Origin of the sequence: Streptomyces sp. NPDC088810 (genome assembly GCF_044750305.1) — a bacterium.
Classification (GTDB): domain Bacteria; phylum Actinomycetota; class Actinomycetes; order Streptomycetales; family Streptomycetaceae; genus Streptomyces.
The window spans coordinates 507,404-530,418 of the sequence record NZ_JBIVJQ010000003.1; the positions used below are offsets into that span (position 1 = coordinate 507,404).

Genomic DNA, 23,015 nt, shown 5'->3' on the forward strand with positions numbered 1-23,015 from the left:
CCGCACGGCGGCGCCGGGCACAGCCGGGCCCCGGACCACCCGGGAACTCCGGTTCGCCACCCGGACGGGTGAGCGCGGGCCTGGACATCCACGCGCGCGATGCCGGCAGTTCACGCCTGGCCCCGCGTCGGCCGCCCGAGGGCCCCGGGCGGGCCGCCGCGGAGAGCGCGGGCGGTGTCCGTCGCTCGCCTGGGCCCGGGCGCAAGGCTCGCCGACCGGGTGATCACCGGCCGTGGGCGTCAGTGCGGGGCAGCGGGCCGACATCGCGTCGGCGGCCCTCGCGCAGCGCGGCGTGGGCCTGTCCGCGGCCGGGTCTGCTCCGGGCCGCGAGTGCGTCGGCCGCGGCGCCGGTGGTGAAGGCGTAGACGGCCTTCTTCACCTCATACCGCCCGCAAGCGTCAGGACACGCACGTCACCGCGTCGCGGCCTCCGGCGCTCCCTCCCCGGCCGACCTCCCGTGCGCCGCCGTGTGTCAGGCGGTCGGGCTGCCCGCGACCCACTCGCTCCACGGCATGTTCCAGTCGCTGAAGCCGTTGTCCGGGGCCAGTGTGGTCTTGTCATCGGAGTTCTTGACGACCACGACGTCGCCGATCATCGAGTGATCGAAGAACCACGCGGCGGGCTGCCTGCCGTCGCCGCCGCCCCTGACGTCCTTCAGGCCCACGCAGCCGTGGCTGGTGTTGGCCTTGCCGAAGACCGAGTCGGCACCCCAGTAGTTGCCGTGGATGAACGTGCCCGAGTCGGTCAGGCGCATGGCGTGCGGTACGGCCTTGATGTCGTACGAGGGTTTGCCGTCCTTCTCCGTGAGGCCGACGCTCGCACCGTTCATGTGGATGTGCTTGAACTTCTCGGAGATCACCATCTGGCCGTTGTACGTCGGGTGCTCGCGGCTGCCCGACGAGATCGGGATGGTCTTGATCGTCTTGCCGTCCCGGACGACGGTCATCTGCTTCGTCTTTGCGTCGACGGTGCTGATCTGGCTCCGGCCGATCTTGAACGTGACCGTCTTCTGGATGCCCTGTCGGCTGAGCGTCACGGTGACGGTGGAGCCGGGCTTCCAGTAGTGCTCGGGGCGGAAGTCCAGGCGGTGGTCGTTGAACCAGTGACCGACGACCCGCTGGCCGCTGCTGGAGCCGACCCGGATCTCCGACTCCACGGCGGCCTTGTCGCTGACCGCCTTGCCGAAGCTGACCGTCACCGGCATGCCCACGCCGACGGTCGAGCCGTTCTCGGGGGAGACGTGCCCGATGAAGTCGTTGGCCGGGGAGACCGTGGTGATCGTGGCGTTTCCGGTGACGGAGCGGCCCTTGGCGTCCACGGCCTCTGCGGCGATCTGATACCTGGTGGCACGCTCCAGCCGGCCGTTCGGCTTCCAGGAGGTGCCGTTCGCGGACAGAGTGCCCGGGATCTCGGCGCCGGTCGCGACGGCGGTCATGGTCACCTTGGTGAGCTTGCCGTGGCCGACGGTGACACCGACCGGGCCGTTGACCCCGACGTCGTAGGCACCTTGCCCGGGCGTGATCTCTATGCGGGCGTCGGAGGCTTCCTGCGATGTCGAGTGGTTCCCGGGCTCGTTGCCACTGATGGCAGCGTTGCTGGTACCGCCGAGGGCCGTGACGGAGAGTACGCCGCCGAGTACGCCGGCCGCAGCCACCAGTCCGGTGCGTCGTTTACTCAGCGTGATCAAGTGTTTTCTCCCATGCCGCTGGTCTTTGCAGTCCTGTACTGATCGCCGAAGGAGCGCGACCAGTTATAAAACCACTTATAGACACGCCTCTGTCCATATATGGGCAAATTGTGGTGAAGGCCACGCATTGTCGAGCACACACGTGAGGCTTGCGGCGGTTGGCTAGGGTGGCACGAAGAGACTGGTGCCGGTCGAGCACGACGGGGGGGCCTTGGTGGTAAGGAGCGGGCGGTCGGAGCCCGCGGTGCTGCCCCCGTTGCCGCGCGCGTGGCTCGGGACGGTTGCGGCGCTCGCCGCGCTGGTGGTCGTCGTGCTCGGGTTCCGGTATGCCGACGACAGCACGCCCGGCAGGGTGGACGCGCGGATCTCGGCGGTCGCGGACGGTGTGGGGCCGCCGTGGCGGCACGTCGCTCTGGCCCTGGACTTCTTGGGCGAGCCCGCCGGATCGGCCATGCTGATCGTGGCCACCGTGGCGGGTTGCCTGCTGCTTCGCCGTCCTCGCGCGGCGGTGCTCATCGTTGCCGGCGTCGGCGTGACCGTGGGGACGGCGACATTGCTCAAGCACGTGGTGGGACGCACCATCCACGGCGACGGCAACCTGTCCTACCCGAGCGGGCACACCGCCTTCCTGACCGCGCTCGCCCTCATGGCGGCGCTGCTCGCCCCGCGCCGGCTCGGCCTCGGCAGGACGGGCGGCGCGCTCCTCGTGCTCGCCGCGGCGCTGGTGGCAGGCGCCGCCATGGGCTGGGCGCAGGTCGCTCTGGGCGCCCACTACCCGACCGACGCCCTCGGCGGCTGGTGCACCGCGCTGGCGGTGGTACCGGCGACCGCGTGGCTGGTCGACCGGACGGCTGACCGGCTGGTCGACCGGACGGCCGCTGCCGGTCGGCCGGAGCGCCGCTGATGTGACGTCACATCACGTCACGCTCCGTCACGCGAAGCGGCGGAACACCGGCTTCACCGGTCGTCCGGCCAGCCAGGGGGTGGGGTCGGCGGCGTCCAGTGCCTTCCGGTACACCGCACACGCCTGGGCCACCACCTCGACGGTGTGATCGATGTCGGCGTCGCTCAGCGCGCTGCTCACCACGAACGACGGGGCCAGCACCCCGCCCGCGAGGAGCCGGCGCAGGAACAGGGTGCGGTACGGCTGCGACGGCTGCCTGTTCTCGTCCAGGGTGGCGAAGACCAGGTTGCTGGCCCGCCCCCGGACGACGACGTGGTCGCCGACGCCCATGGCGGCCGCGGCCTCGCGGACACCGGCGGCCAACCGCTCGCCGAGGGCGTGCAGCCGCGCGGTGACGCCCTCTTCGACATAGGTGGTGAGCACGGCCATCGCGGCTGCCAGGGAGTGCGTCTCCGCACCGTGCGTGGTGGACAGCAGGAAGACCCGGTCGCCGGAGTGACGCAGCCCGCCCAGCTCCATCAGCTCGCGGCGCCCGGCCAGCGCGGAGACGGCGAATCCGTTGCCCAGCGCCTTGCCGAACGTGGAGAGGTCGGGGACGACGCCGTAGAGGCCCTGGGCACCCGCCTCGGACCAGCGGAGGCCGGTGATCATCTCGTCGAAGATCAGTACGCAGCCGTGCCGGTCGGCCAGCTCGCGCAGGCCGGCGAGGTATCCGGGCGGCGGCTCGGTGTGGGTGGCGGGTTCGAGGATCAGGCAGGCGACCTCGTCCTGGTACCGGGTGAGCAGCTCCTCCGTGGCGGCCAGGTCACCGTAGGGGAACGCCACGGTCAGCTCGTTGGTCGACTCCGGGATGCCGGCGGACATCGGCGTGGTGCCGATGAACCAGTCGTCCACGGAGAAGAACGGCTGGTCGGCGCAGAGGGCCACCCGCGTGCGCCCGGTGGCGGCGCGGGCGAGGCGCACCGCGGCGGTGGTGGCGTCGGAGCCGTTCTTGGCGAACTTGACCATCTCGGCGGTCGGCACCGTGGCCAGGAAGCGTTCCGCCGCTTCCAGCTCCACGACGGACGGCCGGACGAAGTTGCTGCCGCGGTCGAGTTCCCGCCGCACCGCCTCGAGCACGCGGGGGTGGGCGTGGCCGAGGCTGACCGAGCGCAGGCCGGAGCCGTACTCGACGTAGCGGTTGCCGTCGATGTCCCACACGTGGGCACCGCGGCCGTGGCTGATGACCGGGGCCAGGTCCTCGGGGTACTGGTCGTCGCCCTTGGCGTAGGTGTGCGCGCCCCCGGGGATCAGGGCGTGCAGCCGCTCGTTCGCCTCCCGTGACCGGGGCAGCGGGAACTCTCCGGTTTCCAAGCCCACTTCACCCTTCCTTGTGCTTCAGGACCTCGGCGAGGCTCGGGGCCTCCCGGTCCCGCTGGGACATCGAGGTGACCGGCAGCGGCCAGGGAATGGCGAGCTCCGGGTCGTCGAAGGCGATCGTCACGTCCTCGGCCGGATCGTGCGGGCGGTCGATCCGGTACGAGGTGTCGGCGGTGTCGGTCAGCGCCTGGAAGCCGTGCGCGCAGCCCGCCGGGATGTACAGGGTCACCTGCGTCTCGCCGGACAGCTCGAAGAAGGCCCGGCCCAGATAGGTCGGCGAGTCCGGCCGCAGGTCCACGACGACGTCGAAGATCCTCCCGTACGAGCACCGCACCAGCTTGGCCTCGCCGGCGCCGGAGCGCAGATGCAGGCCGCGCAGCACGCCCCGGACCGAGCGGGACAGGCTGTCCTGGACGAAGGCGTCCGGGTCGAGGCCCGCCGAGCGGACCACGTCGGCGTCGAAGGTCCGGCAGAAGAAGCCGCGCTCGTCGGCGTACGGCGTCGGCTCGAACAGGTACGCGCCGTCGATTTCCGGGACTTGGGTCGCCTTCATGGAGCCTCCCGCAGGGTGTGGGCGTGGCCGGTCGCCGGGAACAGGGCCGCGGTCAAGGCGGTGAACTGGTGCTCGAGTTGCCGGGCGGCGGCCTGGTTCCGCTCGGTGAGGGTCTGCCGCAGCTCGGCCGATCGCTTCTCCAGCGCCCGGAACTGGTCCAGCAGCCGGTCCGCGTCGATCTCGCGGGCCGGGTGGCAGTACGCGGCCAGCCCCATCCCGGCCATGAGCGCGTCGCTCTTCGCCGCATAGGTGACGGCGAGCGTCGGCGTGCCGGTCTTCAGCGCGCAGATCAGGTTGTGGTAGCGGATCGCCACCACGGTGTCGGCAGCCGTGATCTCGTTCATCAGGTCGGCCAGTGAGGTCGCTTCGGCGGCGGTGACCAGCGGCGAGTCCACCGCGTCGAGGATCGCGGCGACCACCGGTGCGTCACACCGGTCGCCGGTGAGCAGCCGGACCGGCCTGCCCTCCTCGACCAGCGCGCGGACGAACCGGATCGTCCCGTCGAGGTAGCGCTGGTGGATCTCCTCGGCCCGGGCCCGGTCGTCGTTGCCGCCGTGGAAGTCCATGACGCCGACGCAGACTCGGCCCGGCGGGCCCGAGGGGGTGCTCGCCGGCGGCGTCGGCAGGGAGAACGCGAGGTCCGGGTAGACCTCGTCGCGCGTGGTGTCCACGCCCATCGCCCGCATCGCGTCGCGGGACGGGGCGTCCCGGTACGACCGGTAGGCGGCCAGCCGCGCCGACCAGCGCACCAGGGCCCGGGTCGGCCGGTTCCCGATCTCGGCGGCGCCGACGCTGACCAGCGCGACCCGGGTGCCGAACAGCCGGCCGCTCGCGCAGAGCAGGAACAGCGCGTACGGGAAGCCCCACGGCCGCAGCGGCAGCGTGGCCTCCAGGACGCCCATGCCCGGCACGATCACCACGTCGTGCCGGCGCACCCAGGCGGCGGTGCGGAAGGCGTCGACGAGTTTGCCCAGGCCCTTCGCCGCGATCGCGCCCGCACGGGACGCGGTCCGGTACTCCGCGCGGTTCCAGTGCAGCCGCGCGGCGGGGATCCCGAACCGGGCCGTGACGACCTCGGGTCCGCCGCACAGCGCATCCACGACCGCCTCCGGGTGCTCGGCGCGCAGGTACCCGAGGACGGCCTCCAGCGACCCGTCGTTGCCGAGGTTGCCGGAGCCGAGCAGGCCGAACACCCCTACACGTGTCGCAGTCTTCATGCGCGCCGCCCCTCACGTCCGGCGACCAGGGCGTCGACGGAGACGGTCAGCTTGGCCGGGTCGACCGGGGCGCGGTCCTCGACCCGCTCACCGGCGCCCGGCCGGACCCGGCTGGTCATCCATGCGGCCAGGTGGCGGTAGCACTCGCGCCGGTCGGCCGGGGACAACGGGGCCCGCCGGATCGCCGAGGCGAAGCCCCAGACGTACTCGGCGAGCAGCCGGGGCGTCGGGTGCAGCAGGCCGGCCCGGCGGGGGTCCAGGTTGACGCACCGGGCGCGCTTGCTCGGGTTCGCCCGCTCGGCGCGGGTGGGGTGGTCGCGGCGGAAGTACAGGAGTTCCGGCACCTGGTGGAAGCGCCCGTGCAGGGCGATCTCGGCGACGAACGTGCGGTCCGCGTGGTGGTAGCTGTCCATCGGCTTCACCCGGCGCAGCGCGTCGGCCCGGATCACCCCGTAGAAGTCGTCACCGCCGGGCTCGAACAGCATGCTGCGGAAGCGCTCCGGCGCGTGCGGTGAGCCGGTGGCGAGCGTGTACTCGTACGGGACCTTCACCTGGCCGTCGCCGTCGATGACCGCCTGGTCGGCGTGCGCGAGGATCACGTCCGGCCGCTCGTCCAGCGCCTCGACGCAGCGCCGCAGCAGATCGCGGGCGTAGAGGTCGTCGTGCGAGGCCCACTTGAACAGCTCACCTCGGCACTGGGTGAACACGTAGTTGTGGTTCGGCGTGGCGCCGACGTTCCGGAGCAGCCGGACGTACCGGATACGCGAGTCCTGCGCGGCGTACTTGCGGCAGATGTCCTCGGTCCCGTCGGTCGAGGCGTTGTCGGAGATGACCAGCTCGAAGTCCTCGTAGGTCTGGCCGAGCAGGGCGTCGAGGGACTCGGCCAGGTACTCCTCGCCGTTGTAGACGGGCAGGCCGATGCTCAGCCTCGGTCGGTCGGTCATGCGGTCCTCACTTCGGGAATGGGGTTCTGGCGGGGCTCGCGCAGGGCGGACCGCAGGTGCAGCCACCACACGGCCGAGCCGCTGACGGTCGCGGCGGCGACGCCCCAGGCCGAGCCGACCGTGCCGGCCGCGGCCGCCCCGCCGAGCCCGCCGCCGACGTAGCAGGCGGAGGCGAACAGCTGGCAGCGCAGGCTGCGCCGGGCCGCGCCGAGCGCGCGCAGCCCGGCTGCCGCGCCGGTGCCCAGGCCCGCGCCCGCGACGCCCAGGGTGATCGGCACGATGAGCTGCGAGGCGGAGTGCCAGACGTCGCCGAGCACCAGCTCGCCGAGCCGGTCCGGCATCAGCAGCAGCGACCCGCCCCAGAGCAGCGCGGCGGCGGCCTGCCCGCCGCCCAGCAGGAGGCAGAACGAGCCGAGGCGGTGCGGGGCCTGCCGCAGCACCCGTGCCGCCTCCGGCACGGTGACCAGCGACAGTCCCATCAGCACGGCGAGGAACGGACCCATCAGGAGCTCGGCGCCCCGCACCGCGCCCACCGCGCCGACCCCGACGATCGCGCCGAGTCCGTACGCGCGCAGCTGGCTCGCGCCGCTGAGGCTGACGTTCTCGACCAGGTACCGGTAGCCGAGATCGCGCTGCTCGCGAAGCCACCCACGCGCCTGGGCCACCCCCGGCCGGACGCCGGACTGGAGGCAGCCGTACGCGGCGGCCACCGCGGCGGAGGCGCCCCAGGCGAGCACGAAGGCGGCGACGCTGCCCACCCGGGCCGCGACGACCATGGCCGGGACGAGCGCGACGCCCCACACGAGGTCGTTGACGAACGCCTTCCGCCCGGCGCCGGCGGCGAAGAACGAGAAACGCCAGGCGTCCTGCAGCAGCAGCCCCGGCAGGCCGACGCCGAGGCAGAGGAACGCGGGTCCCACGCGGCCGCCGAGAGCCGGCCCGACCACCAGGCACACCGCGCCGATGGCCGCGCCGACGCCGAGCGCGGTCCCCGTCGACCGGACCACCGCCCCCCGCCAGGAGGCGTCCGGCACGCCGCTGAAGCGCACCACGAGCGGGTCGGTGGCCAGCCCGCGGGAGACGTTCAGCACCACGCCGTAGGTCACCCAGGCCAGGCTGAACACGCCGAACGCGGTCACCCCCAGCGAGCGGGCCACGTAGACGCCCACCGCGAAGTTGCTGATGCTGGAGGCCGCCTGGTCGGCCAGTCCCCAGGAGAGCCGGCCGGCGAGGGCCCGCCGGGTGGATCCGGCCGGTGCCGTCGCCTTCTCCCCCTCGATGGGCACCGGCGTCATGCCTTGATCAGTCCGGCGCCGTGCAGGGCGCCGGCCGCGGCGGCGACGGTGTCGAACGGCAGACCGGACCGCTCGGCGACGTCCAGCAGAGCGTGCTCGCCGTCGGAGAGGCTGAGCACCCAGAGCATGGCCATCTGGGCCTCCTTCGCGTCGCTGCGGCCGCCGAGCGAGTCGTACAGCCCACGCCGGCCCAGCTGCGGTTCGCCGTAGGGGCTGAGGTTGACGTACCGCCGGTTGCGGTCGAGGACGGCGAACGCCTCGCGGCAGACTGCAAGGGTGTCCGCCATCGCCTCCGGGGAGACGAAGTCCAGGTTGTCCGCCGAGGTGTGGTACTCGGGGTAGCCGGCGTAGGGGGTCCGGCTGAGCGAGCCCACGCCGAGATCGAACCCGGGCGAGCAGAACTGCCGCTCGTCGTAGCCGTACGGAGTGAACTCGGTGACGCGGTGCGGGCGTTCGGAGGCGGCCAGCACGTGCCGCAGCACCCGGTCGATCTCCGCGTCGCCGCGCCTGCTCTGCTTGTACGTCAGTTGGCCCGGGTCGCCGGCGCAGGCCAGCACCAGCCCGTGCTTGACCCGTTCCACCCGCTCCGCGTTGCGGGCCAGCCAGGTGATCGCCCCGATGGTGCCGGGCGCGAAGAGGAACCGGTAGGTGTAGTACGGCGTCCGCTCCGCCAGCGCACGGGCCAGGAACGTCGCCACCGCGATGCCGGCCAGGTTGTCGTTGGCCAGCGACGGGTGGCAGACGTGGCAGGAGACGATCACCTCGTCGGGGACCTGCCCGGGGACCACGTGCTCGGCGTAGGTGAGGTGGCCGTCGGTGAGGGTGGAGTCGATGCGCACCTCGTACTCGCCGTCCGGCAGCGCGTCCAGGGTCTCCTGGGCCAGGCAGAACCCCCACTCCGGCTTGTAGTAACTCGTGCGGTACGGCACCCAGGACGGGTGGTCCGGCAGCGTGTGCAGGTGTGCGCGCAGCTCGGCCAGCGGCATGGTTGTCGACACGGGCACGCTGTAGCCGAGCACGTGCAGGCTGGACGCGGCGAAGTCGACGACCCGCCGGCCGGCGGGGTCGGCGATGTACGCGTCCCGGATGTTCCACTCCTGCGGCACCGTCCAGTCGAGCACCTGGGTCCCGGTCGGCACCTCGTGCACGTGCAGCGGGACGTACTCGCCGACGATGTCCAGGGTGGCGCGCACACCGTCGCCGGTGATGCTCCGGCACAGCGGGTACAGCCGCTCCACCAGCGCGTACATCTCTTCGCCGGCCGTGGTCATCGGCGCCACCGCAGGGTGTCGTCCACCGCGCCGGCGTCGGACGCCGCGCGCAGCACGGCCAGCCGGGTGAAGCGCCGGTCGAAGTCCTCCCGGGTCAGCCCGTGCTTCCGGTAGGCCTCGGCGAGTTCGAGCGCACCCTGCTTCACCGTCCACTCGCAGTCGAAGCCGGGCACCGCGGCGCGGAACCGGGAGAAGTCCACCCGGTACGACCGTGGATCGGCACCGGTCTCCCCGGTGATCACCACCTTCGAGCCGGGCACCGCCTCGGCGACCTGCTCGGCGATCTCGGCGACCGTGACGTTGTTGACCTCGCTGCCGATGTTGAACGCCCGGTCGTGCACCGCTTCCCGCGGCGCGGTCAGCGCGGCCGCGAAGGCCCGTGCGATGTCGGCGGCGTGCACCAGCGGACGCCAGGGGGTGCCGTCGGAGAGCACCAGCACCTCGCCGGACAGCAGCGCGTGGCCCACCAGGTTGTTCAGCACGATGTCGGCGCGCAGCCGGGGCGAGTAGCCGAAGGCGGTGGCGTTGCGCATGTACACCGGGCTGAAGTCGCCGTCGGCGAGCGCGTGCAGGTCGTCCTCCACCCGCACCTTGGACTCCGCGTACGGCGTCACCGGGCGCAGCGGGGCGTCCTCGGCCACCAGGTCGGCGCCGCCGGCGGCGCCGTAGACCGAGCACGTCGACGCGTACAGGAAGCGCCGCACTCCGGCGTCACGGGCCAGCCGGGCCAGCCGCACGGACGCGTGGTGGTTGATGTCGTAGGTGAGCTCCGGGGCCAGCGCTCCCAGCGGGTCGTTGGACAGCGCGGCCAGGTGGATCACGGCGTCCACCCCGGCCACGTGCTCGGCCGTGACGTCGCGCAGGTCCACTCGCGGCCCCGGCGGGTCCGCGGGGGCCGGCCCGAGGACGCAGTCGGCGAACAGGCCGGCGTCGAGGCCGACGACTTCGTGCCCGGCGGCCCTGAGGACCGGGGCCATCACGGTGCCCAGATAGCCCTGGTGTCCGGTCAGCAGTACGCGCAAGGTTCAACCCCCCAGGTTGAGCGTGAGTTTGGTGACGGCGAACGCCTCGGCGTAACGCGCGTGGCATTCGATGCCGCGGATCCGGGCCAGCCCGAGGAAGGCCTCCCGGTCGTACCAGGGCCGGTGCCGCTGCGAGGGGTAGTGCTCCTGCAGCAACCGCACCTTCTGTTCGGCGATCTCCGGCGACAGCGGCTGGTACGCCGCCGGACGGCCGAGATCGCCGTCCCACTTGACGATCTCGTAGCCGAGGACCAGGTGGTCGCGGAACGCGGTGGGCATCAGCTGCGCCAGGCCGCGGTGATCCTGGTGCGCGTCGTCGGTGCGCGGGGCCAGGATCACCTCCGGGTCGGTCTGCGCGCGCAGTTCCTCGACCGCGGCCTTGGCCTCGTCCCAGTGCACGGGCAGCCGGCCGTCCGGCAACTTGAGCACGGTCAGCCGCAGGTCGGCACCCGGGCAGAAGGCGGCGAGCGCGGCCCGCTCCTCCTGCTCGCGCTCGCTGCCACCGCCGGACAGCACCAGCGCGTCGACACGGACACCCGGCCGCGCGAGGCACAGCGTCAGCAGCGTGCCGCCGGCGCCGATGGCGATGTCGTCACAGTGCGCGCCCACCGCGACGATCCGGTCCAGCCGCCCCGCCCCGAGCCGGATCACGCGCTCACCCCGGCGCTGTCCCGCTCCCATACGGCCCACGGGCGGTCGCCCCGGGCGTAGGCGTCGTCGAGCGCGGCCCGCTCCTTCACGGTGTCGGTCGGCTTCCAGAAGCCGCGGTGCTGGTGCGCCACCAGCCGCCCGCGCTTGGCCAGTTGAGCGCATCCGTCGGCGACCAGGTCCCCGCCCTCCGGGATGTGGTCGAAGACCTCCTGGCGCAGCACGAAGTAGCCGCCGTTCTCCCACAGCGGCAGTTCGCTCACCGCGGTGATGCCGCCGACCAGGCCGTCCTCGCCCAACTCCACGCAGTGGAAGGAGGACTGGGGCGGCACGACCATCATCGAGGCGCCGGCGTCGCGCTGGGAGAACTTCTCGATCATCTCCGGCAGCGGGGCGTCGGTGAGCACGTCCGCGTAGTTGGCGAGGAACATCTCGTCGCCGTCCAAATGGTGCCGCACCCGGCGCAGCCGCTCCCCGATCGGCGACTCGATGCCCGTCTGCGCGAACGTGATCGTCCAGTCCGCGATGTCGGTGGACAGCAGCTCGGTCCGCCCGCCCCGCAGGACGAAGTCGTTGGACGTCGTCTCCTCGTAGTGGAGGAAGAAGTCCTTGATGTGGTGCGCCCCGTACCCGAGGCACAGGATGAACTCCGTGTGCCCGAAGTGCGCGTAGTAGCGCATGACGTGCCAGATCAGCGGTCGCGGGCCGACCATCGCCATCGGCTTGGGCACGTCGTCGGCGGTTCCGTTGCGCATCCGCATCCCGTAACCGCCGCAGAACAGAACGACCTTCATGCTGTGACCTTTCGGGACGCGACCTCGACAATGCTCAGTTCCGGGATGGGAAAGACCAGCCGGCCGCCCCAGTCGTGCACGAAGGACAGCTGCTCGACCAGCTCGGCGCGCAGGTTCCACGGGAGGACCAGAACGTAGTCCGGCTTGTCGGCGGCTATCTGCTCGGGCGGCAGGATCGGGATGCGGGTGCCGGGGGTGAACCTGCCGTGCTTGTAGGGGTTGCGGTCGACCGTGTAAGCGAGCAGGTCCGGCCGGATGCCGCAGTGGTTGAGCAGGGTGTTGCCCTTGCCCGGGGCGCCGTAGCCGACGACCGTCTCGCCGCGCTCGGCCGCCTCGATGAGGAACCGCAGCAGGTCCCGGCGCACCTTGGCGACCCGGGCGGAGAACTCGGTGTACCCGGACAGCTCCTGCAGCCCGGCGGCCTTCTCCCGGTCCAGCACGTCGGCCACCCGCCGGGTCGGCTCGCCCGCCACCCCGGCCGGGCGGGCCCACAGCCGGATGGAGCCGCCGTGCGTGGGCAGCAACTCCACGTCCACCAGCGCGAGCCCGCCGCTCGCCAGCGCGCGGATCGCGGACGCGACCGTGTAGTACTGGAAGTGCTCGTGGTAGATCGTGTCGTACTGGTTCTCCTCGATCAGGGTCAACAGGTGCTGCACCTCGATGGAGACCCAGCCGTCGTCGGCGACCAGGGCGCGCAGCCCCCGGGTGAAACCGACCACGTCGGGGATGTGCGCGTACACGTTGTTGGCCACGACCAGGTCCGCCGGGCCGTGTCCGGCGCGCACGGCCGAGCCGGTTTCCGGGCTCAGGAACTCCGTGAGCGTGGGCACACCCGCGTCCCGCGCCGCGGCACCGACGTTCACCGACGGCTCGATGCCGAGGCAGCGGATCCCGCGGTCCACCACGTGCCTCAGCAGGTACCCGTCGTTGCTCGCGACCTCGACCACGAAGGCGTCGGGGCCGAGACCCAGCCGCTGCACGGCGTCGGCGACGAACGTGCGCGCGTGCTCCACCCAGGAGGTCGAGTACGAGGAGAAGTACGCGTACTCCTTGAACGTCTCCTCCGGCGTGATCAGCGGCGGGATCTGCGCCAGCCAGCAGTCGGTGCAGACCCGCAGGTGCAGCGGGTACGCGGGTTCGGGCTGGTCCAGTTGGTCCGCGGCGAGAAAGCTCTCGCACGGTGGCGTCGCCCCCAGATCGACGACGCTCGCCAGCGTCGCCGAGCCGCAGAGTCGGCATCGTGTCATGTACTGCCCCCCATTGATTCCGTCCGACCCGCGATCGCGGTGCGGTACTCCTCCACCAGGCGCTCCAGCCCGACGGCCGGGCTGAAGTCCTGCTCGTAACGGCGCCGGGCCGCCTGACCCATCTCCCGGCCCAGCGCCGGCCCGGCCGTGATCCGGCGCAGGCAGGACGCGAGCGAGGCGGCCTCGCCCGGCCGGTGCAGCAGTCCGGTCACCCCGTCCTCGACGAGTTCGACGAAGGCGCCGTGACCGGCGGCGACGACCGGGACCCCCGCCGCCATCGCCTCCACGACCACCAGGCCGAACGCCTCCAGCCACGTCGAGGGGGCCACCACGGCGACCGACCGCGCGATGGCCTGCCGGCACTGAGCCGTGTCGTACAGGCCGGCGTAGCGCACGTCGTCCCGGCCCGCCGCCCAGGCGGCCACCTCCCGCTCCAGCGGCCCCGTGCCGGCGATCAGGAGCGGCACGCCCACACCGCCGTCGGCGGCGATCTCGTCCCACGCGGCCATCAGCAGCCGCACGCCCTTGGCCTCCGCGAGCCGGCCGAGATAGAGCAGATGCTCGCCCTCGCCCGTCCGGCAGGCACCCGGGTCGGGCACGAAGTTGTGCTTCACCGCCAGCCGTTCGGCCGGCATGCCGGCCCGCACCAGGACGGCGCGCTGCGCCGCGGAGATGCAGAAGAACCGCTCCACGCCGGACCACCACCGCCGCCGGTTGACCGACAGGCTCACCGCGAGCGGCACCGTCGCCAGCCGGGAGTTGCGGTAACAGCCGTGCCGGACGGCGGGCAGCGGCGTGGACCCGACGCACTCGGTGCACGGCCGGCCGTCCCGCTGCAGCGTGCCGGGCGGGCAGATCTGGGTGTAGTTGTGCAGCGTGGCGACGGCGGGCACGCCGGCGTCGGCGCAGGCGGCCAGCACCGCGGGCGACAGGAGCGGGAAGACGTTGTGGACGTGCACCACGTCCGGCCGCCCGGTGCGGAGCCGGGCGGCGAGCTCCGTGCGGACCGCCGGGTTCCACGGCACCAGCAGCGGCAGTGCGGCCTTGCCCAGCAGGGACCGGCCGGCGATGTCGTCGCTGCGCCGCTCGAACACCTCGACCCGGTGGCCGGCCCCGCGCAGCAGCGCCACCTCCTGGTCGACGACCTTGTTCTCCCCGCTCGGCTGCGCCGAGGCGTAGCGGTTGTGCACCACGAGGACGTGCATGCTCAGGCCACCTCCGATGTCCGGGCCCATCGCGGGGCGCGCCGCCGGCGGACTTCGGGCGTCGGCGGGGGAGCGGCCGCGGCAGGCGCCGCCAGCAGCGAGGCGGCCACGGCGAGATGCAGCAGATACGGCGAGGCGTCGCCCAGCCCGGCCTCGGTGTACGAGGCGATCGCGCAGTAGCTGATCAGGAAGATCGCGCAGGCCCTCTGCAGCGACGGAGGCCGCAGCAACGCGACGCCGCCCAGCACGACGACGATCGCCGCGACGAGGGTGACGCCGATCAGACCCTGCTCGTTGTAGACGGCCAGCCAGCTGTTGTCGATCGGCAGCCCGCCGAACGACTTGTCGCCCAGGCCCACGCCGAACAACTGCTCCGGGGTCGACCGGGGTGCAGCCAGCAGGGCGTCCCAGACCTTGGCCCGACCGGTGAGGTTGGAGAAGTTCTCCTTGCTCTGTCCGCGCAGGAACCACGCCTGCAGCGCGGAGGCGAACCCCACCGCGGCCACCACGGCGCACAGCACCGCCCAGGTGAAGAACCGGCGGGCGGGCGCGCTGGTCAGGATGAGCGAGCCGATCGCCAGCGCCAGCCCGATGAGCAGGCCGAGCGTGGCCGTGCGGGTATGGGTCAGCGCGAGCAGGACGAGTGACGGCACGATGACGACCGCCGCGCCGGCCTTGTCGGCCCTGCGGCCCAGGACGAGCAGCACGGTGAGCCCTGTGATCACCGCGGCGTACTGTCCTATCTGCGGCGGCGTGAGCGGCCACAACGCGCCGACCAGACGCCCGCCGTAGAGGTCGGGCAGGGCCGCGCCCGGGGAGATGACCAGGCCGGCCGCGACCGACCCGAGCACCGCGAAGTACATCCGGATGTGATGCCGCACGAACGTCAGGCCGCCGTCCCACCAGCGGCTGAGCAGCCACAGCGTGCCGACGAAGAGCGCCAGCCGGGCGCAGCGGAACAGCGCGCCGAACCCGGACTCCAGGTGCACGCTGGAGATCACGCTCAGCGCCAGCAGCAGGGTGAGCAGGAGCAGAAAGGCGCTGGCCCTGATGCGCAGCCGGGGATTGAGTACGAGCGCCAGCGCGAACGCGGCGACCAGCGCGCCCATGGTGACCATCTGGATGAGGGAGCGGGGCAGCGGGACGATGGTCTTCGCCCCGGCGGAGCCGAGCGTGTTGAGGACCAGCAGCCCCCAGACCGTCGCGACGATCCTCGTCGTGGGATCCGCGCGCATCTCAACCACCGTCCCGTGCACGGAAGGTGCTGCCCGCGTCCTGCCGGTACGGCGCGCCCTGCCACTGCCCGGAGTCGAGGATCCGGCTGGGGTCGAGGGCGACGAATTTCCATGGCCCGAGGTAGACGTTGTCGTGCCAGCGGTTGTGCTGCCGGTGGGTGATCGCCTGGGCCACCCGCTCGCCCTTGTACGGCGACCAGTCCGGGTAGGTGCCGTAGTTGGCCAGCACCGCCATGCGGTCGCACTTCACCGTGCAGTCGACGACCGACTTGTCCAGCACGAAGCGGTTGCCGTGGATGTCCACCCGCTGGGTCTTCCACCGGCAGTCGCCGTAGAGCGGCTGCCTGGCGATCGCCGGCTGTGCGCAGCGCTTGGTGTTCCTCACCAGCAACGTGCAGTCACCGGACGAGGTGTTGGCCGGGCTGTTGCAGAACCGGTCGGCGTTCTCCCACAGGGTGATCCCGGACCAGTTGTTCTCCAGCACGTTCCGGTAGATATCGATCTTGTCGGTGCGGGCCCGGATCCGTGGTTCGCCGCCGGATTCGGACAGGTAGACGGTCGCGAACGGGAAACTGTCGCCGCGCTCGGCTTCCTTGCGGCCCTCGACCCAGTTGTTCCGCCGGATCGTGTTGTCGCGGATGACCGCGTTGTAGCTGGTCTCGTAGATCAGCGCGGCACCGTCGTTGGCCTCCAGCACGTTGTCCTCGATACGGAAGTCGTTGTTGTTGGTGTCCGCCCACAACCCGGCCCCGCGGTTGTCGTGCACCCAGTTGCCGCGTACGTCGGCGCCGTCGACGGCCCAGAACTTGACGCCTCCGGTGCAGCCGCAGCCCGGCCGCCGCCGCTCCCAGTCGTCCCTGTTGTTGCCCGCGATCTCGTTGCCCTCGACCACCAGGCCGCTGATACGGCCACCGGACTTGTACGCGTTCATGCCGTACTGACCGTTGCCGCGCAGGCAACTGGCGCGGACCTGCTGGCGGGCACCGGCCATCAGCCCGGCACCGGAGTTGTACTGGATCGTCGCGTGCTCGATCACCCACCCGTCGGCCGAGTCGTGATTGACCACGCCCTCGTTCTCCGGCGCGACGAAACCCTGCACGGTCAGGTAGCCGATGGTGACGCCGCGGGCGGTCCCGCCGAACGCGTACTGGTTCTTCTTCCGGCCGTCGAGCACCGCGCCCGGCGCGCCGAGGTAGCTGTCCCCCTTCTTGGGGATGACCTGCGCGTAGCGGTCCGGGTCGAGCCTGTGCTTGCCCGGTCGAAGCCAGAACGTGGTGTTCGGGGGGCTGCTCCTGGTCTTCGCAGCCAGGTCACCGACCACCGCGGGGTCGACCGTCACCGCGCCCGCCGGCGCCTTCGCGGGCCCGGCCGCGGGTTTGGCGCACACCTGGGCCACGGATCGGGCCGCGGACGTCGACGGTGCAGCGGTCGGCTCCGCCGCCCGGGCGCCCGGCGTGCTCTCGCAGCCGGTCGCCGTCAGCAGGGCCAGGGTCAGCGGTGCCGCCGCCAACGCCCAGTGCCGCCTCTTGATCCCCACGCGCCCCCCTAGCCGTGGAACCTGAGCACGGTGGTGAAGCCCTCCGTGCCGTCGGTGAAACCGGTGCCGACCAGCGTGGTGGTGGGTTCCTTGCGCCCGAAGCCGGCCGAGTACCAGCCCAGCGGAGGGCCGGTCTCGCCGCGGTGCGCCCGCCAGGACAGCTGCCCGGGCAGGTCGAGCACGGCGGAGCGGTCCTCGCCGTCCCGGGTCCAGGTCAGCACCGCCCGATGGCCCGCCAGGTCCGCGGTGACGGCCGGGCCGAGGTGGAACGCCAGGCGCGCGGCCCGGCGCGGGCCGGACACCTCGTCGACCACCCTCAGCTCCCGGCTCGCGGCCGTCAGCTCCACCCGACGGCGGTGCACGGAGGGCCCGTAACCGTCGTGCTCGGCACACCAGCGGGCCACACCCTCGCCGGAGGTGTCCGCGACCAGGACGCGGCTCTCGGCATGCCGGGTCCACAGGAACGGGCCGCCGGAGACGGACTGGTCCCCGCCGTCCAGCTGCAGGGTGTTGTGGCCGAGGGTCGACCGGAAGTACTGCCGCCACTCGGGCTGCCCGTGGTAGCAGTACGTCCCCGGGTCGGCGAGCACGTCGACCCCGTCGTGCCGGACCTCCACGGACAGCGCGTCCGCGTGGGCGTGCGCGGCGATGGACAGGAAGCCGTGCGGACCGCCGTCGCAGCGGCACCAGATCTCCTCCGGACCGCGCAGGACGGTGAGCCCCGCGTCGGCGAAGTGGGCCGGCCGGCTTGCCGGGCGGGACACGGCCGGTGCGGTCCGGTTCTTCGCGTACGGCCGGATGAGCGCGGTCAGCAGCGGGGTGCGCACATCGGTGCCGGTCACCGCCGGCCACCAGGCGAGCCGGCCGAACACGGCGTCCCCGGTGGCCAGCAGCGAGGCCCAGCGGTCGGTGCCCGCGCCGTCCACGACCAGACCGTGTCCGTCGTCGGCGTCCCCCTGGCGCGGCGGCCGGAGCCGGCTGTCCACGACGGCCGCGAGCGCGTCGGTCATCCGCAGCAGCACCAGCCGGATCGACGCGGGGACGGGCACGCCGGCGGCATCCGCCTCGGCCACCGCGGCCAGGCCGAGCTCCAGCACGAGTCCGTGGTACTCGGTGGCCAGCTCGCGGTTGAGGCCGGAGGGAAAGGTGTTGCCGCGCAGGTGCCGCTCCAGCGACCGCAGCGCGTCGGCCCGCCAGCGAGCCGAGGAGGGGAACCACCCGAACGCACAGGCCGCGGCGAACTGCCCTGCGGCCTCGGCGATGATGTGGTTGTTCGCCGAAGACCCCCGGCTGGGGAAGGCGGCCAGCCAGCGCTGGTGGTGCCAGATCTGGTTCAGCGCCACCGGGTTGCCCTCGAACAGAGCGGCCGCGCCGGGCCAGCCGTCGAGCAGCCGGCGGATCCACACCCAGGACAGCAGCCGGATGCCCAACTCGATGCCGCTGGTCCAGTGCACCCCGCGCAGCGGCGCGTTGCCCGCCCACCACGACCGCAGGTGCTCGGCCACGCGCTCGGCGTACCGCTCGTTCCCGGTGAGCGCGTAGGCGGCGGCGAGCTGGGTGAGGTACTGATGCCGGGACAGCTCCCAGATCTGCTTGATGTCCCCGACCGCGTCCTCGTTGCGGTAGGGCACGTCGAAGGCGTAGCCCCACGGAGCCCGGCGCCCGGTCTTCGGGTCGTACCACCAGTCCGGGTCGGCCAGGTCGTCGCGGACCACCCCGAAATACTCGGCGTGCCCGGACATCAGCCGGTCCGCCTCGGCGATGAGACGTTTGGCGGCGTCCGGTGACACCGCGGCGATCGTTCCCGCGGGCAGCAGCGCGGTGAACCGGGCGCCGGTCACGCGCGGGCAGTCCGGCCGCACCGACCGCCACCGCCGTCTGCGCACCGCGTCGCCCACCCGCCCGCCGACCTCCCGCGGCCCCATCCGGGACAGCCGCCGGAGGTACCAGCCCGCGCTCATGGTCATCGCGTCCTCGCCAACGTCACCGGCGCACCGCCGGCCAGGCCGGCCTGCACGGCGAGGGTGGCCGCCGTGGTGGCGACCAGCGACTGGAGCGGCACCGGCATCGGCCCGCCGGTCCGCACCGCCTTGACGAACGCGGCCAGTTCGGCGTTCTGGCCCTTGTCCCGGGCCTTGGGCAGCCGCGAACTGACCCACCGCTTGGGGGCGTACACCGAGGCGCGGACGAAGTCGTCCAGCCGCAGTGCCTTGCCGTCCGCGACCAGGTCCAGCGTCTCCTTGGGGAAGCCGGCCGGGCCGCTGGTGACGTAGCTGATGGTGGCGGTGGACCCGTCCGGGTAGCGCAGCACGACCTGCAGGTCCTCGGTGCCGGACGAGGCGACCGCGTACACCGAGACCGGGTCGGCGCCGAGCAGCCAGCTCGCCGTGTCGATGAAGTGTCCGCCCTCACCGGCGAACCGCGAGCCCTCGGTGCCCTGCTGGAGGTACCAGCTGCCGTGGTCGAGGCGGCCCGCGTTGACCAGGTAGCGCAGGTTCGCCGGACCGGTCCGGGCGCCGAACCGCTGCCTGGCCTCCCGCAGCAGCGGTGCGAACCGGCGGTTGAAGCCCACCTGCAACCGGTCGTTGCCGGACTCCTCCACCGCCGCGAGCACGCCGGCCAGCTCGTCCTCGGTGAGCGCCAACGGCTTCTCCACGAACACGGTCTTGCCGGCCAGCAGTGCCTTTCGGGTCAGTTCGGCGTGCGAACTGTGCCGGGTGACGACGAACACCGCGTCGATGGACTTGTCGCCGAGCACGGCGTCGAGGTCGGTGGTCGCCTCCTCGAAGCCGAACTTGCGCTGCGCGTTGGCCGCGGACAGCGCCGTCGTGGTGACGACGGTCGACAACTGCACGCCGTCCCGCTGCGCCAGGTGCGGCAGCAGCATCGACGTCGCGTAGTTGCCCGCGCCGACGAACGCGAGGCGCACCGGCGTCGTGGCGGCCCGGGCCGGAGCCCGCCCCACGTTCACCGCGGGCACGGCCACCGCCGGGGCCGCTGTGTCCTCCGGCTCCTCCGCATGTTCGGGGTACCGGAACAGCACGGCCACGGCCTTCAGGTCGCCGTCCTTCAGGCGCTGGTACGTCTCGACGGCGTCGTCGAAGTCGGCGATGTGCGAGACCAGGGGCTCCACGTCGACGCTGCCGCGGGCCAGGAGATCGAGGAAGCACGCCAGGTTGCGGCGCTCGGTCCAGCGCACGTAGCCGATCGGGTAGTCCCGCCCCTCCAGCTCGTACTCCGGGTCGTAGCGCCCGGGGCCGTAGCTGCGGGAGAACCGGACGTCGAGCTCCTTCTCGTAGTAGGCGTTCCACGGCAGGTCCAGGCGGCACTTGCCGATGTCGACGACCCGGCCGCGGTCCCGGCAGAGCCGGGCGGCCAGCTCGACGGGCTGGTTGCTGCCGCCGCCGGCGGCCAGGTACACCTGGTCCACGCCGTGACCGCCGGTCAGCTCGGCGACGGAGGCCTCCACGGCCGCGGACGCGGGATCACCGCAGGCCGCCGCGCCCAGACGCGCCGCCAGCTCGCAGCGCACCGGGTCCGGGTCGACCCCGACGACCCGGACTCCGGAGGCGGCCAGCAGCTGCACCACCAGCTGCCCGATCAGCCCGAGGCCGATGACCAGCGCCACTTCGCCGAGCTGTGACTCGCCCTGACGGACGCCCTGCAGCGCGATCGACCCGACGGTGCCGAAGGCCGCATGCCGCGCCGCGAGACCGTCCGGCACCCGGGCGTACAGGTTCTTCGGCACCCAGTTCAACTCGGCGTGCAGCGCGTGCTCGTTGCCGGCGCAGGCCACGAGGTCGCCGACCTTCACCTCGTCGATCCCGGCGCCGACCTGCTCGACCACCCCGCACAGCGAGTAGCCCAGCGGCGTGTAGGAGTCCAGCTTGCCCATCACCTTGCGGTAGGTGGCGGGGACCCCGTTGGTGGCCACGCTCTGCACGACCTTGGCCACCTGGTCCGGCCGGGAGCGGGCCTTGCCCAGCATCGACATGCCGGCCTCGGACACCTTCATCAGCTCGGTCCCGGTGGAGATCAGCGAGTAGGCGCTGCGGACCAGCACACCCCCCGGCTTGCACCCCGGCACCGGCACGTCGAGCAGCGCCAGCTCGCCGCTCTTGTAGTTCTGCACTACCTGTTTCACCTGAAGTCCTCTTGTCTCTACGCCGTCGAGGGGGAGTTCTGGCCGGACCGGGAGGTCGCGCTGCGATACCAGAATTCGAGGGTCAGCACATGCCACAGATGCTTGGAGAAGTCCCGCTGCCCGGCGGCGTCCTCGGCGACGAGCCGCGCCAGCGCGTCGCGGCGCAGGAACCCGGAACGGACCAGCTCGCCGTCGTTGACCACCTCGCGCACCAGCGGCGCCAGATCCCGGCTCATCCAGGCGCGCAGCGGGGCGCTGAACAGGCCCTTGGGCCGGTACACGATCTCCCGGGGCAGGATCGAGGTGGCCGCCTCCTTCAGGACGGCCTTGCCCTGCCGTCCGACGATCTTCCGGTCACCGGGCACGGCGAACGCCGCCTTGACCACCTCGACGTCCACGTACGGCACCCGCACCTCGGTCGACGCGGCCATGCTCGACCGGTCCGTGTACGCGAGGTTCAGGCCCGGCAGGAACATCCGGGCGTCGGTCAGGCACATGCGGTTGACGAAGTCGTCGAGGTCGTTGTCCCGGTAGGTGTCCGCATGTTCGGTCAGCACGTCCTCGACCGTCCCGGCCAGGTCCGGATCGAGCAGGGCGAGCAGCTCGCCCCGGTCGTACATGGTGTAGCTGCGCCGGAACGCGGTCTCCTCCGGCAGTTCGGCGAAGGAGAGGAACCGCTTGGCGAAGCGCACCGACCGGTACCCCCGGCGGCTCGTGGCGACCGGCAGCCGGTCCACGGCCGCGGACATCCCGCGCCGCAGGGGGCGCGGGACGCGCTGGTAGCGCAGCGCAATCAGATTGGCCAGGTGCTTGCGGTAGCCGGCGAAGAGTTCGTCGGCACCCATGCCCGAGAGCATCACCTTGACCCCGGCCTCCCGGGCGGCCGAGCAGATCAGGAACGTGTTGATCGCGGCGGGGTCGCCGATCGGCTCGTCCAGGTGGTACGTCATCTGCGGCAGCAGGTCGAGCACGTCCGGGGCGATCTCGATCTCCCGCAGGTCGACGCCGAACCGCTCGGCCACCTGCCGGGCATAGCGCAGGTCGTCGGGCATCGCCTCGAACCTGGCGTCCTCGGCGCGGAATCCGATCGTGTACGCCGAGATCCCGGGCCGGTCGCGGGCCGCCAGCGCGGTCAGGTAGCTGGAGTCCAGCCCGCCGGACAGGAAGGTCGCCACGGGGACGTCGGAGAGCAGGTGCCGCCGGGTCGACTCCTCGACGATGGCTGCCACGTCCGGCTGCTCACCGGCCCGGGCCCGCTCCCGGCCCTCGGCGGCGACGTCCTTCAGGTTCCAGAACCGGCCGCGCTCCACCCGCCCGTCGGGCCGGCACCTGAGCCAGCTCCCCGGCGGCAGCTTCTCCGCCTCGCGGAACGCGCACCGCGAGTCCGGCACCCAGTAGTACAGCAGCGAGGCCACCAGCGCCGCGGGGTCCACCTGGAGCGACCCGCCGGTCACGGCGGCGAGCGCCTTGAGCTCGGAGGCGAACACCAGACCCTCGCCACGCCGGAGCAGGAACAACGGCTTGATGCCGAGCTGGTCACGGGCGAGCACCAGGTCCCCGGTGCGCTCGTCGAAGATCCCGAACGCGAACATGCCGCGCAGCCGGGGCAGACAGTCCGTGCCCCAGCGCCGCCAGGCCTCCAGCAGCACCTCGGTGTCGGAGGTACCGCGGAAGCGCACCCCGGCGGCGGCCAGTTCGGCCCGCAGCTCGGGCGCGTTGTACAGCTCGCCGTTGTACGTCAGGACGAGGCCGTCCTTGCCCATCGGCTGGGCGCCGGTCTCCGACAGGTCGATGATGGACAGCCGGCGGTGCCCGAGGTGCACTTCGCCGTCACCGGCGGGGTGGCTGTACCGGCCCGCCCCGTCCGGACCGCGGTGGGCGAGGGTGTCGGTGAGCCGGTCGGTCACGGCCTTCCCGTCCGGCCACCGGTACGTGCCTGCGATGCCACACATG

Annotated in this window: 19 protein-coding genes; 1 reads left to right on the plus strand and 18 read right to left on the minus strand. The window is 72.3% G+C overall.

Annotation, left to right across the window (positions count from 1 at the left end):
* Nucleotides 1-223: 223 nt before the first annotated feature.
* Nucleotides 224-379: a hypothetical protein gene (locus ACIP4Y_RS13190; RefSeq protein WP_401391801.1), complete on the minus strand. Its 156-nt coding sequence runs from the start codon at nt 377-379 to the stop codon at nt 224-226.
* Nucleotides 380-472: 93 nt separating this feature from the next.
* Entirely contained in the window at nt 473-1,687 is a 1,215-nt protein-coding gene (locus tag ACIP4Y_RS13195) for an Ig-like domain-containing protein (RefSeq protein WP_401391804.1), read from the minus strand.
* A gap of 244 nt (nt 1,688-1,931) precedes the next feature.
* Between ACIP4Y_RS13195 and ACIP4Y_RS13200 the strand changes: the two genes are divergently transcribed.
* Entirely contained in the window at nt 1,932-2,591 is a 660-nt protein-coding gene (locus ACIP4Y_RS13200) for a phosphatase PAP2 family protein (protein ID WP_401391807.1), read from the plus strand.
* Nucleotides 2,592-2,618: 27 nt separating this feature from the next.
* Here the strand turns inward: ACIP4Y_RS13200 and ACIP4Y_RS13205 are convergent, their stop codons facing one another.
* The 16 genes from ACIP4Y_RS13205 to asnB are packed head-to-tail and all read right to left on the minus strand — an operon-like array spanning nt 2,619 to nt 23,014.
* Nucleotides 2,619-3,944: a glutamate-1-semialdehyde 2,1-aminomutase gene (locus tag ACIP4Y_RS13205; protein ID WP_401392519.1), complete on the minus strand. Its 1,326-nt coding sequence runs from the start codon at nt 3,942-3,944 to the stop codon at nt 2,619-2,621.
* A gap of 7 nt (nt 3,945-3,951) precedes the next feature.
* Nucleotides 3,952-4,503, minus strand: coding sequence for a dTDP-4-dehydrorhamnose 3,5-epimerase (rfbC, locus tag ACIP4Y_RS13210; RefSeq protein WP_401391810.1), 552 nt, complete (start codon nt 4,501-4,503; stop codon nt 3,952-3,954).
* Entirely contained in the window at nt 4,500-5,720 is a 1,221-nt protein-coding gene (locus ACIP4Y_RS13215) for a polysaccharide pyruvyl transferase family protein (protein WP_401391813.1), read from the minus strand. Before ACIP4Y_RS13215 ends, rfbC begins: the two co-directional genes overlap by 4 nt.
* Complete coding sequence (locus ACIP4Y_RS13220) at nt 5,717-6,664, minus strand: glycosyltransferase family 2 protein (protein ID WP_401391816.1); 948 nt, start codon at nt 6,662-6,664, stop codon at nt 5,717-5,719. The genes ACIP4Y_RS13215 and ACIP4Y_RS13220 overlap by 4 nt, the downstream gene beginning before the upstream one ends.
* On the minus strand, nt 6,661-7,959 hold the full coding sequence (locus ACIP4Y_RS13225) for a hypothetical protein (RefSeq protein ID WP_401391819.1): 1,299 nt from the start codon (nt 7,957-7,959) through the stop codon (nt 6,661-6,663). The genes ACIP4Y_RS13220 and ACIP4Y_RS13225 overlap by 4 nt, the downstream gene beginning before the upstream one ends.
* A complete protein-coding gene (locus ACIP4Y_RS13230; RefSeq protein WP_401391822.1) occupies nt 7,956-9,239 on the minus strand; it encodes a DUF4910 domain-containing protein in 1,284 nt (427 codons plus the stop codon). Before ACIP4Y_RS13230 ends, ACIP4Y_RS13225 begins: the two co-directional genes overlap by 4 nt.
* Nucleotides 9,227-10,252, minus strand: a complete 1,026-nt coding sequence (locus ACIP4Y_RS13235) for an NAD-dependent epimerase/dehydratase family protein (protein WP_401391825.1) — start codon at nt 10,250-10,252, stop codon at nt 9,227-9,229. Before ACIP4Y_RS13235 ends, ACIP4Y_RS13230 begins: the two co-directional genes overlap by 13 nt.
* 3 nt (nt 10,253-10,255) lie before the next feature.
* Nucleotides 10,256-10,903, minus strand: coding sequence for a PIG-L deacetylase family protein (locus tag ACIP4Y_RS13240; protein ID WP_358641838.1), 648 nt, complete (start codon nt 10,901-10,903; stop codon nt 10,256-10,258).
* Complete coding sequence (locus tag ACIP4Y_RS13245; RefSeq protein WP_401391828.1) at nt 10,900-11,694, minus strand: sugar phosphate nucleotidyltransferase; 795 nt, start codon at nt 11,692-11,694, stop codon at nt 10,900-10,902. Before ACIP4Y_RS13245 ends, ACIP4Y_RS13240 begins: the two co-directional genes overlap by 4 nt.
* A complete protein-coding gene (locus ACIP4Y_RS13250; protein ID WP_401391831.1) occupies nt 11,691-12,941 on the minus strand; it encodes a class I SAM-dependent methyltransferase in 1,251 nt (416 codons plus the stop codon). The genes ACIP4Y_RS13245 and ACIP4Y_RS13250 overlap by 4 nt, the downstream gene beginning before the upstream one ends.
* Entirely contained in the window at nt 12,938-14,146 is a 1,209-nt protein-coding gene (locus ACIP4Y_RS13255; RefSeq protein ID WP_401391834.1) for a glycosyltransferase, read from the minus strand. Before ACIP4Y_RS13255 ends, ACIP4Y_RS13250 begins: the two co-directional genes overlap by 4 nt.
* A gap of 2 nt (nt 14,147-14,148) precedes the next feature.
* The gene (locus ACIP4Y_RS13260; RefSeq protein WP_401391837.1) at nt 14,149-15,381 is read right to left on the minus strand and encodes an O-antigen ligase domain-containing protein; all 1,233 of its coding nucleotides are present in this window, start codon (nt 15,379-15,381) and stop codon (nt 14,149-14,151) included.
* A gap of 1 nt (nt 15,382) precedes the next feature.
* The gene (locus ACIP4Y_RS13265) at nt 15,383-16,918 is read right to left on the minus strand and encodes a right-handed parallel beta-helix repeat-containing protein (protein WP_401391840.1); all 1,536 of its coding nucleotides are present in this window, start codon (nt 16,916-16,918) and stop codon (nt 15,383-15,385) included.
* Between the two features lie 8 nt (nt 16,919-16,926).
* Complete coding sequence (locus ACIP4Y_RS13270; RefSeq protein WP_401391843.1) at nt 16,927-18,885, minus strand: alginate lyase family protein; 1,959 nt, start codon at nt 18,883-18,885, stop codon at nt 16,927-16,929.
* The gene (locus tag ACIP4Y_RS13275) at nt 18,882-21,062 is read right to left on the minus strand and encodes a bi-domain-containing oxidoreductase (protein WP_401391845.1); all 2,181 of its coding nucleotides are present in this window, start codon (nt 21,060-21,062) and stop codon (nt 18,882-18,884) included. The genes ACIP4Y_RS13270 and ACIP4Y_RS13275 overlap by 4 nt, the downstream gene beginning before the upstream one ends.
* Before the next feature lie 17 nt (nt 21,063-21,079).
* On the minus strand, nt 21,080-23,014 hold the full coding sequence (gene asnB, locus ACIP4Y_RS13280) for an asparagine synthase (glutamine-hydrolyzing) (protein ID WP_401391848.1): 1,935 nt from the start codon (nt 23,012-23,014) through the stop codon (nt 21,080-21,082).
* Nucleotide 23,015: the final 1 nt, after the last annotated feature.

What these genes read in the sequence shown, in the direction of transcription:
- rfbC (WP_401391810.1), bottom strand. Translation starts at nt 4,503, where the DNA reads ATGAAGGCGACCCAAGTCCCGGAAATCGACGGCGCGTACCTGTTCGAG.
- ACIP4Y_RS13215 (WP_401391813.1), bottom strand. Translation starts at nt 5,720, where the DNA reads ATGAAGACTGCGACACGTGTAGGGGTGTTCGGCCTGCTCGGCTCCGGC.
- ACIP4Y_RS13220 (WP_401391816.1), bottom strand. Translation starts at nt 6,664, where the DNA reads ATGACCGACCGACCGAGGCTGAGCATCGGCCTGCCCGTCTACAACGGC.
- ACIP4Y_RS13225 (WP_401391819.1), bottom strand. Translation starts at nt 7,959, where the DNA reads ATGACGCCGGTGCCCATCGAGGGGGAGAAGGCGACGGCACCGGCCGGA.
- ACIP4Y_RS13245 (WP_401391828.1), bottom strand. Translation starts at nt 11,694, where the DNA reads ATGAAGGTCGTTCTGTTCTGCGGCGGTTACGGGATGCGGATGCGCAAC.
- ACIP4Y_RS13250 (WP_401391831.1), bottom strand. Translation starts at nt 12,941, where the DNA reads ATGACACGATGCCGACTCTGCGGCTCGGCGACGCTGGCGAGCGTCGTC.
- ACIP4Y_RS13255 (WP_401391834.1), bottom strand. Translation starts at nt 14,146, where the DNA reads ATGCACGTCCTCGTGGTGCACAACCGCTACGCCTCGGCGCAGCCGAGC.
- ACIP4Y_RS13260 (WP_401391837.1), bottom strand. Translation starts at nt 15,381, where the DNA reads ATGCGCGCGGATCCCACGACGAGGATCGTCGCGACGGTCTGGGGGCTG.
- ACIP4Y_RS13270 (WP_401391843.1), bottom strand. Translation starts at nt 18,885, where the DNA reads ATGACCATGAGCGCGGGCTGGTACCTCCGGCGGCTGTCCCGGATGGGG.
- asnB (WP_401391848.1), bottom strand. Translation starts at nt 23,014, where the DNA reads ATGTGTGGCATCGCAGGCACGTACCGGTGGCCGGACGGGAAGGCCGTG.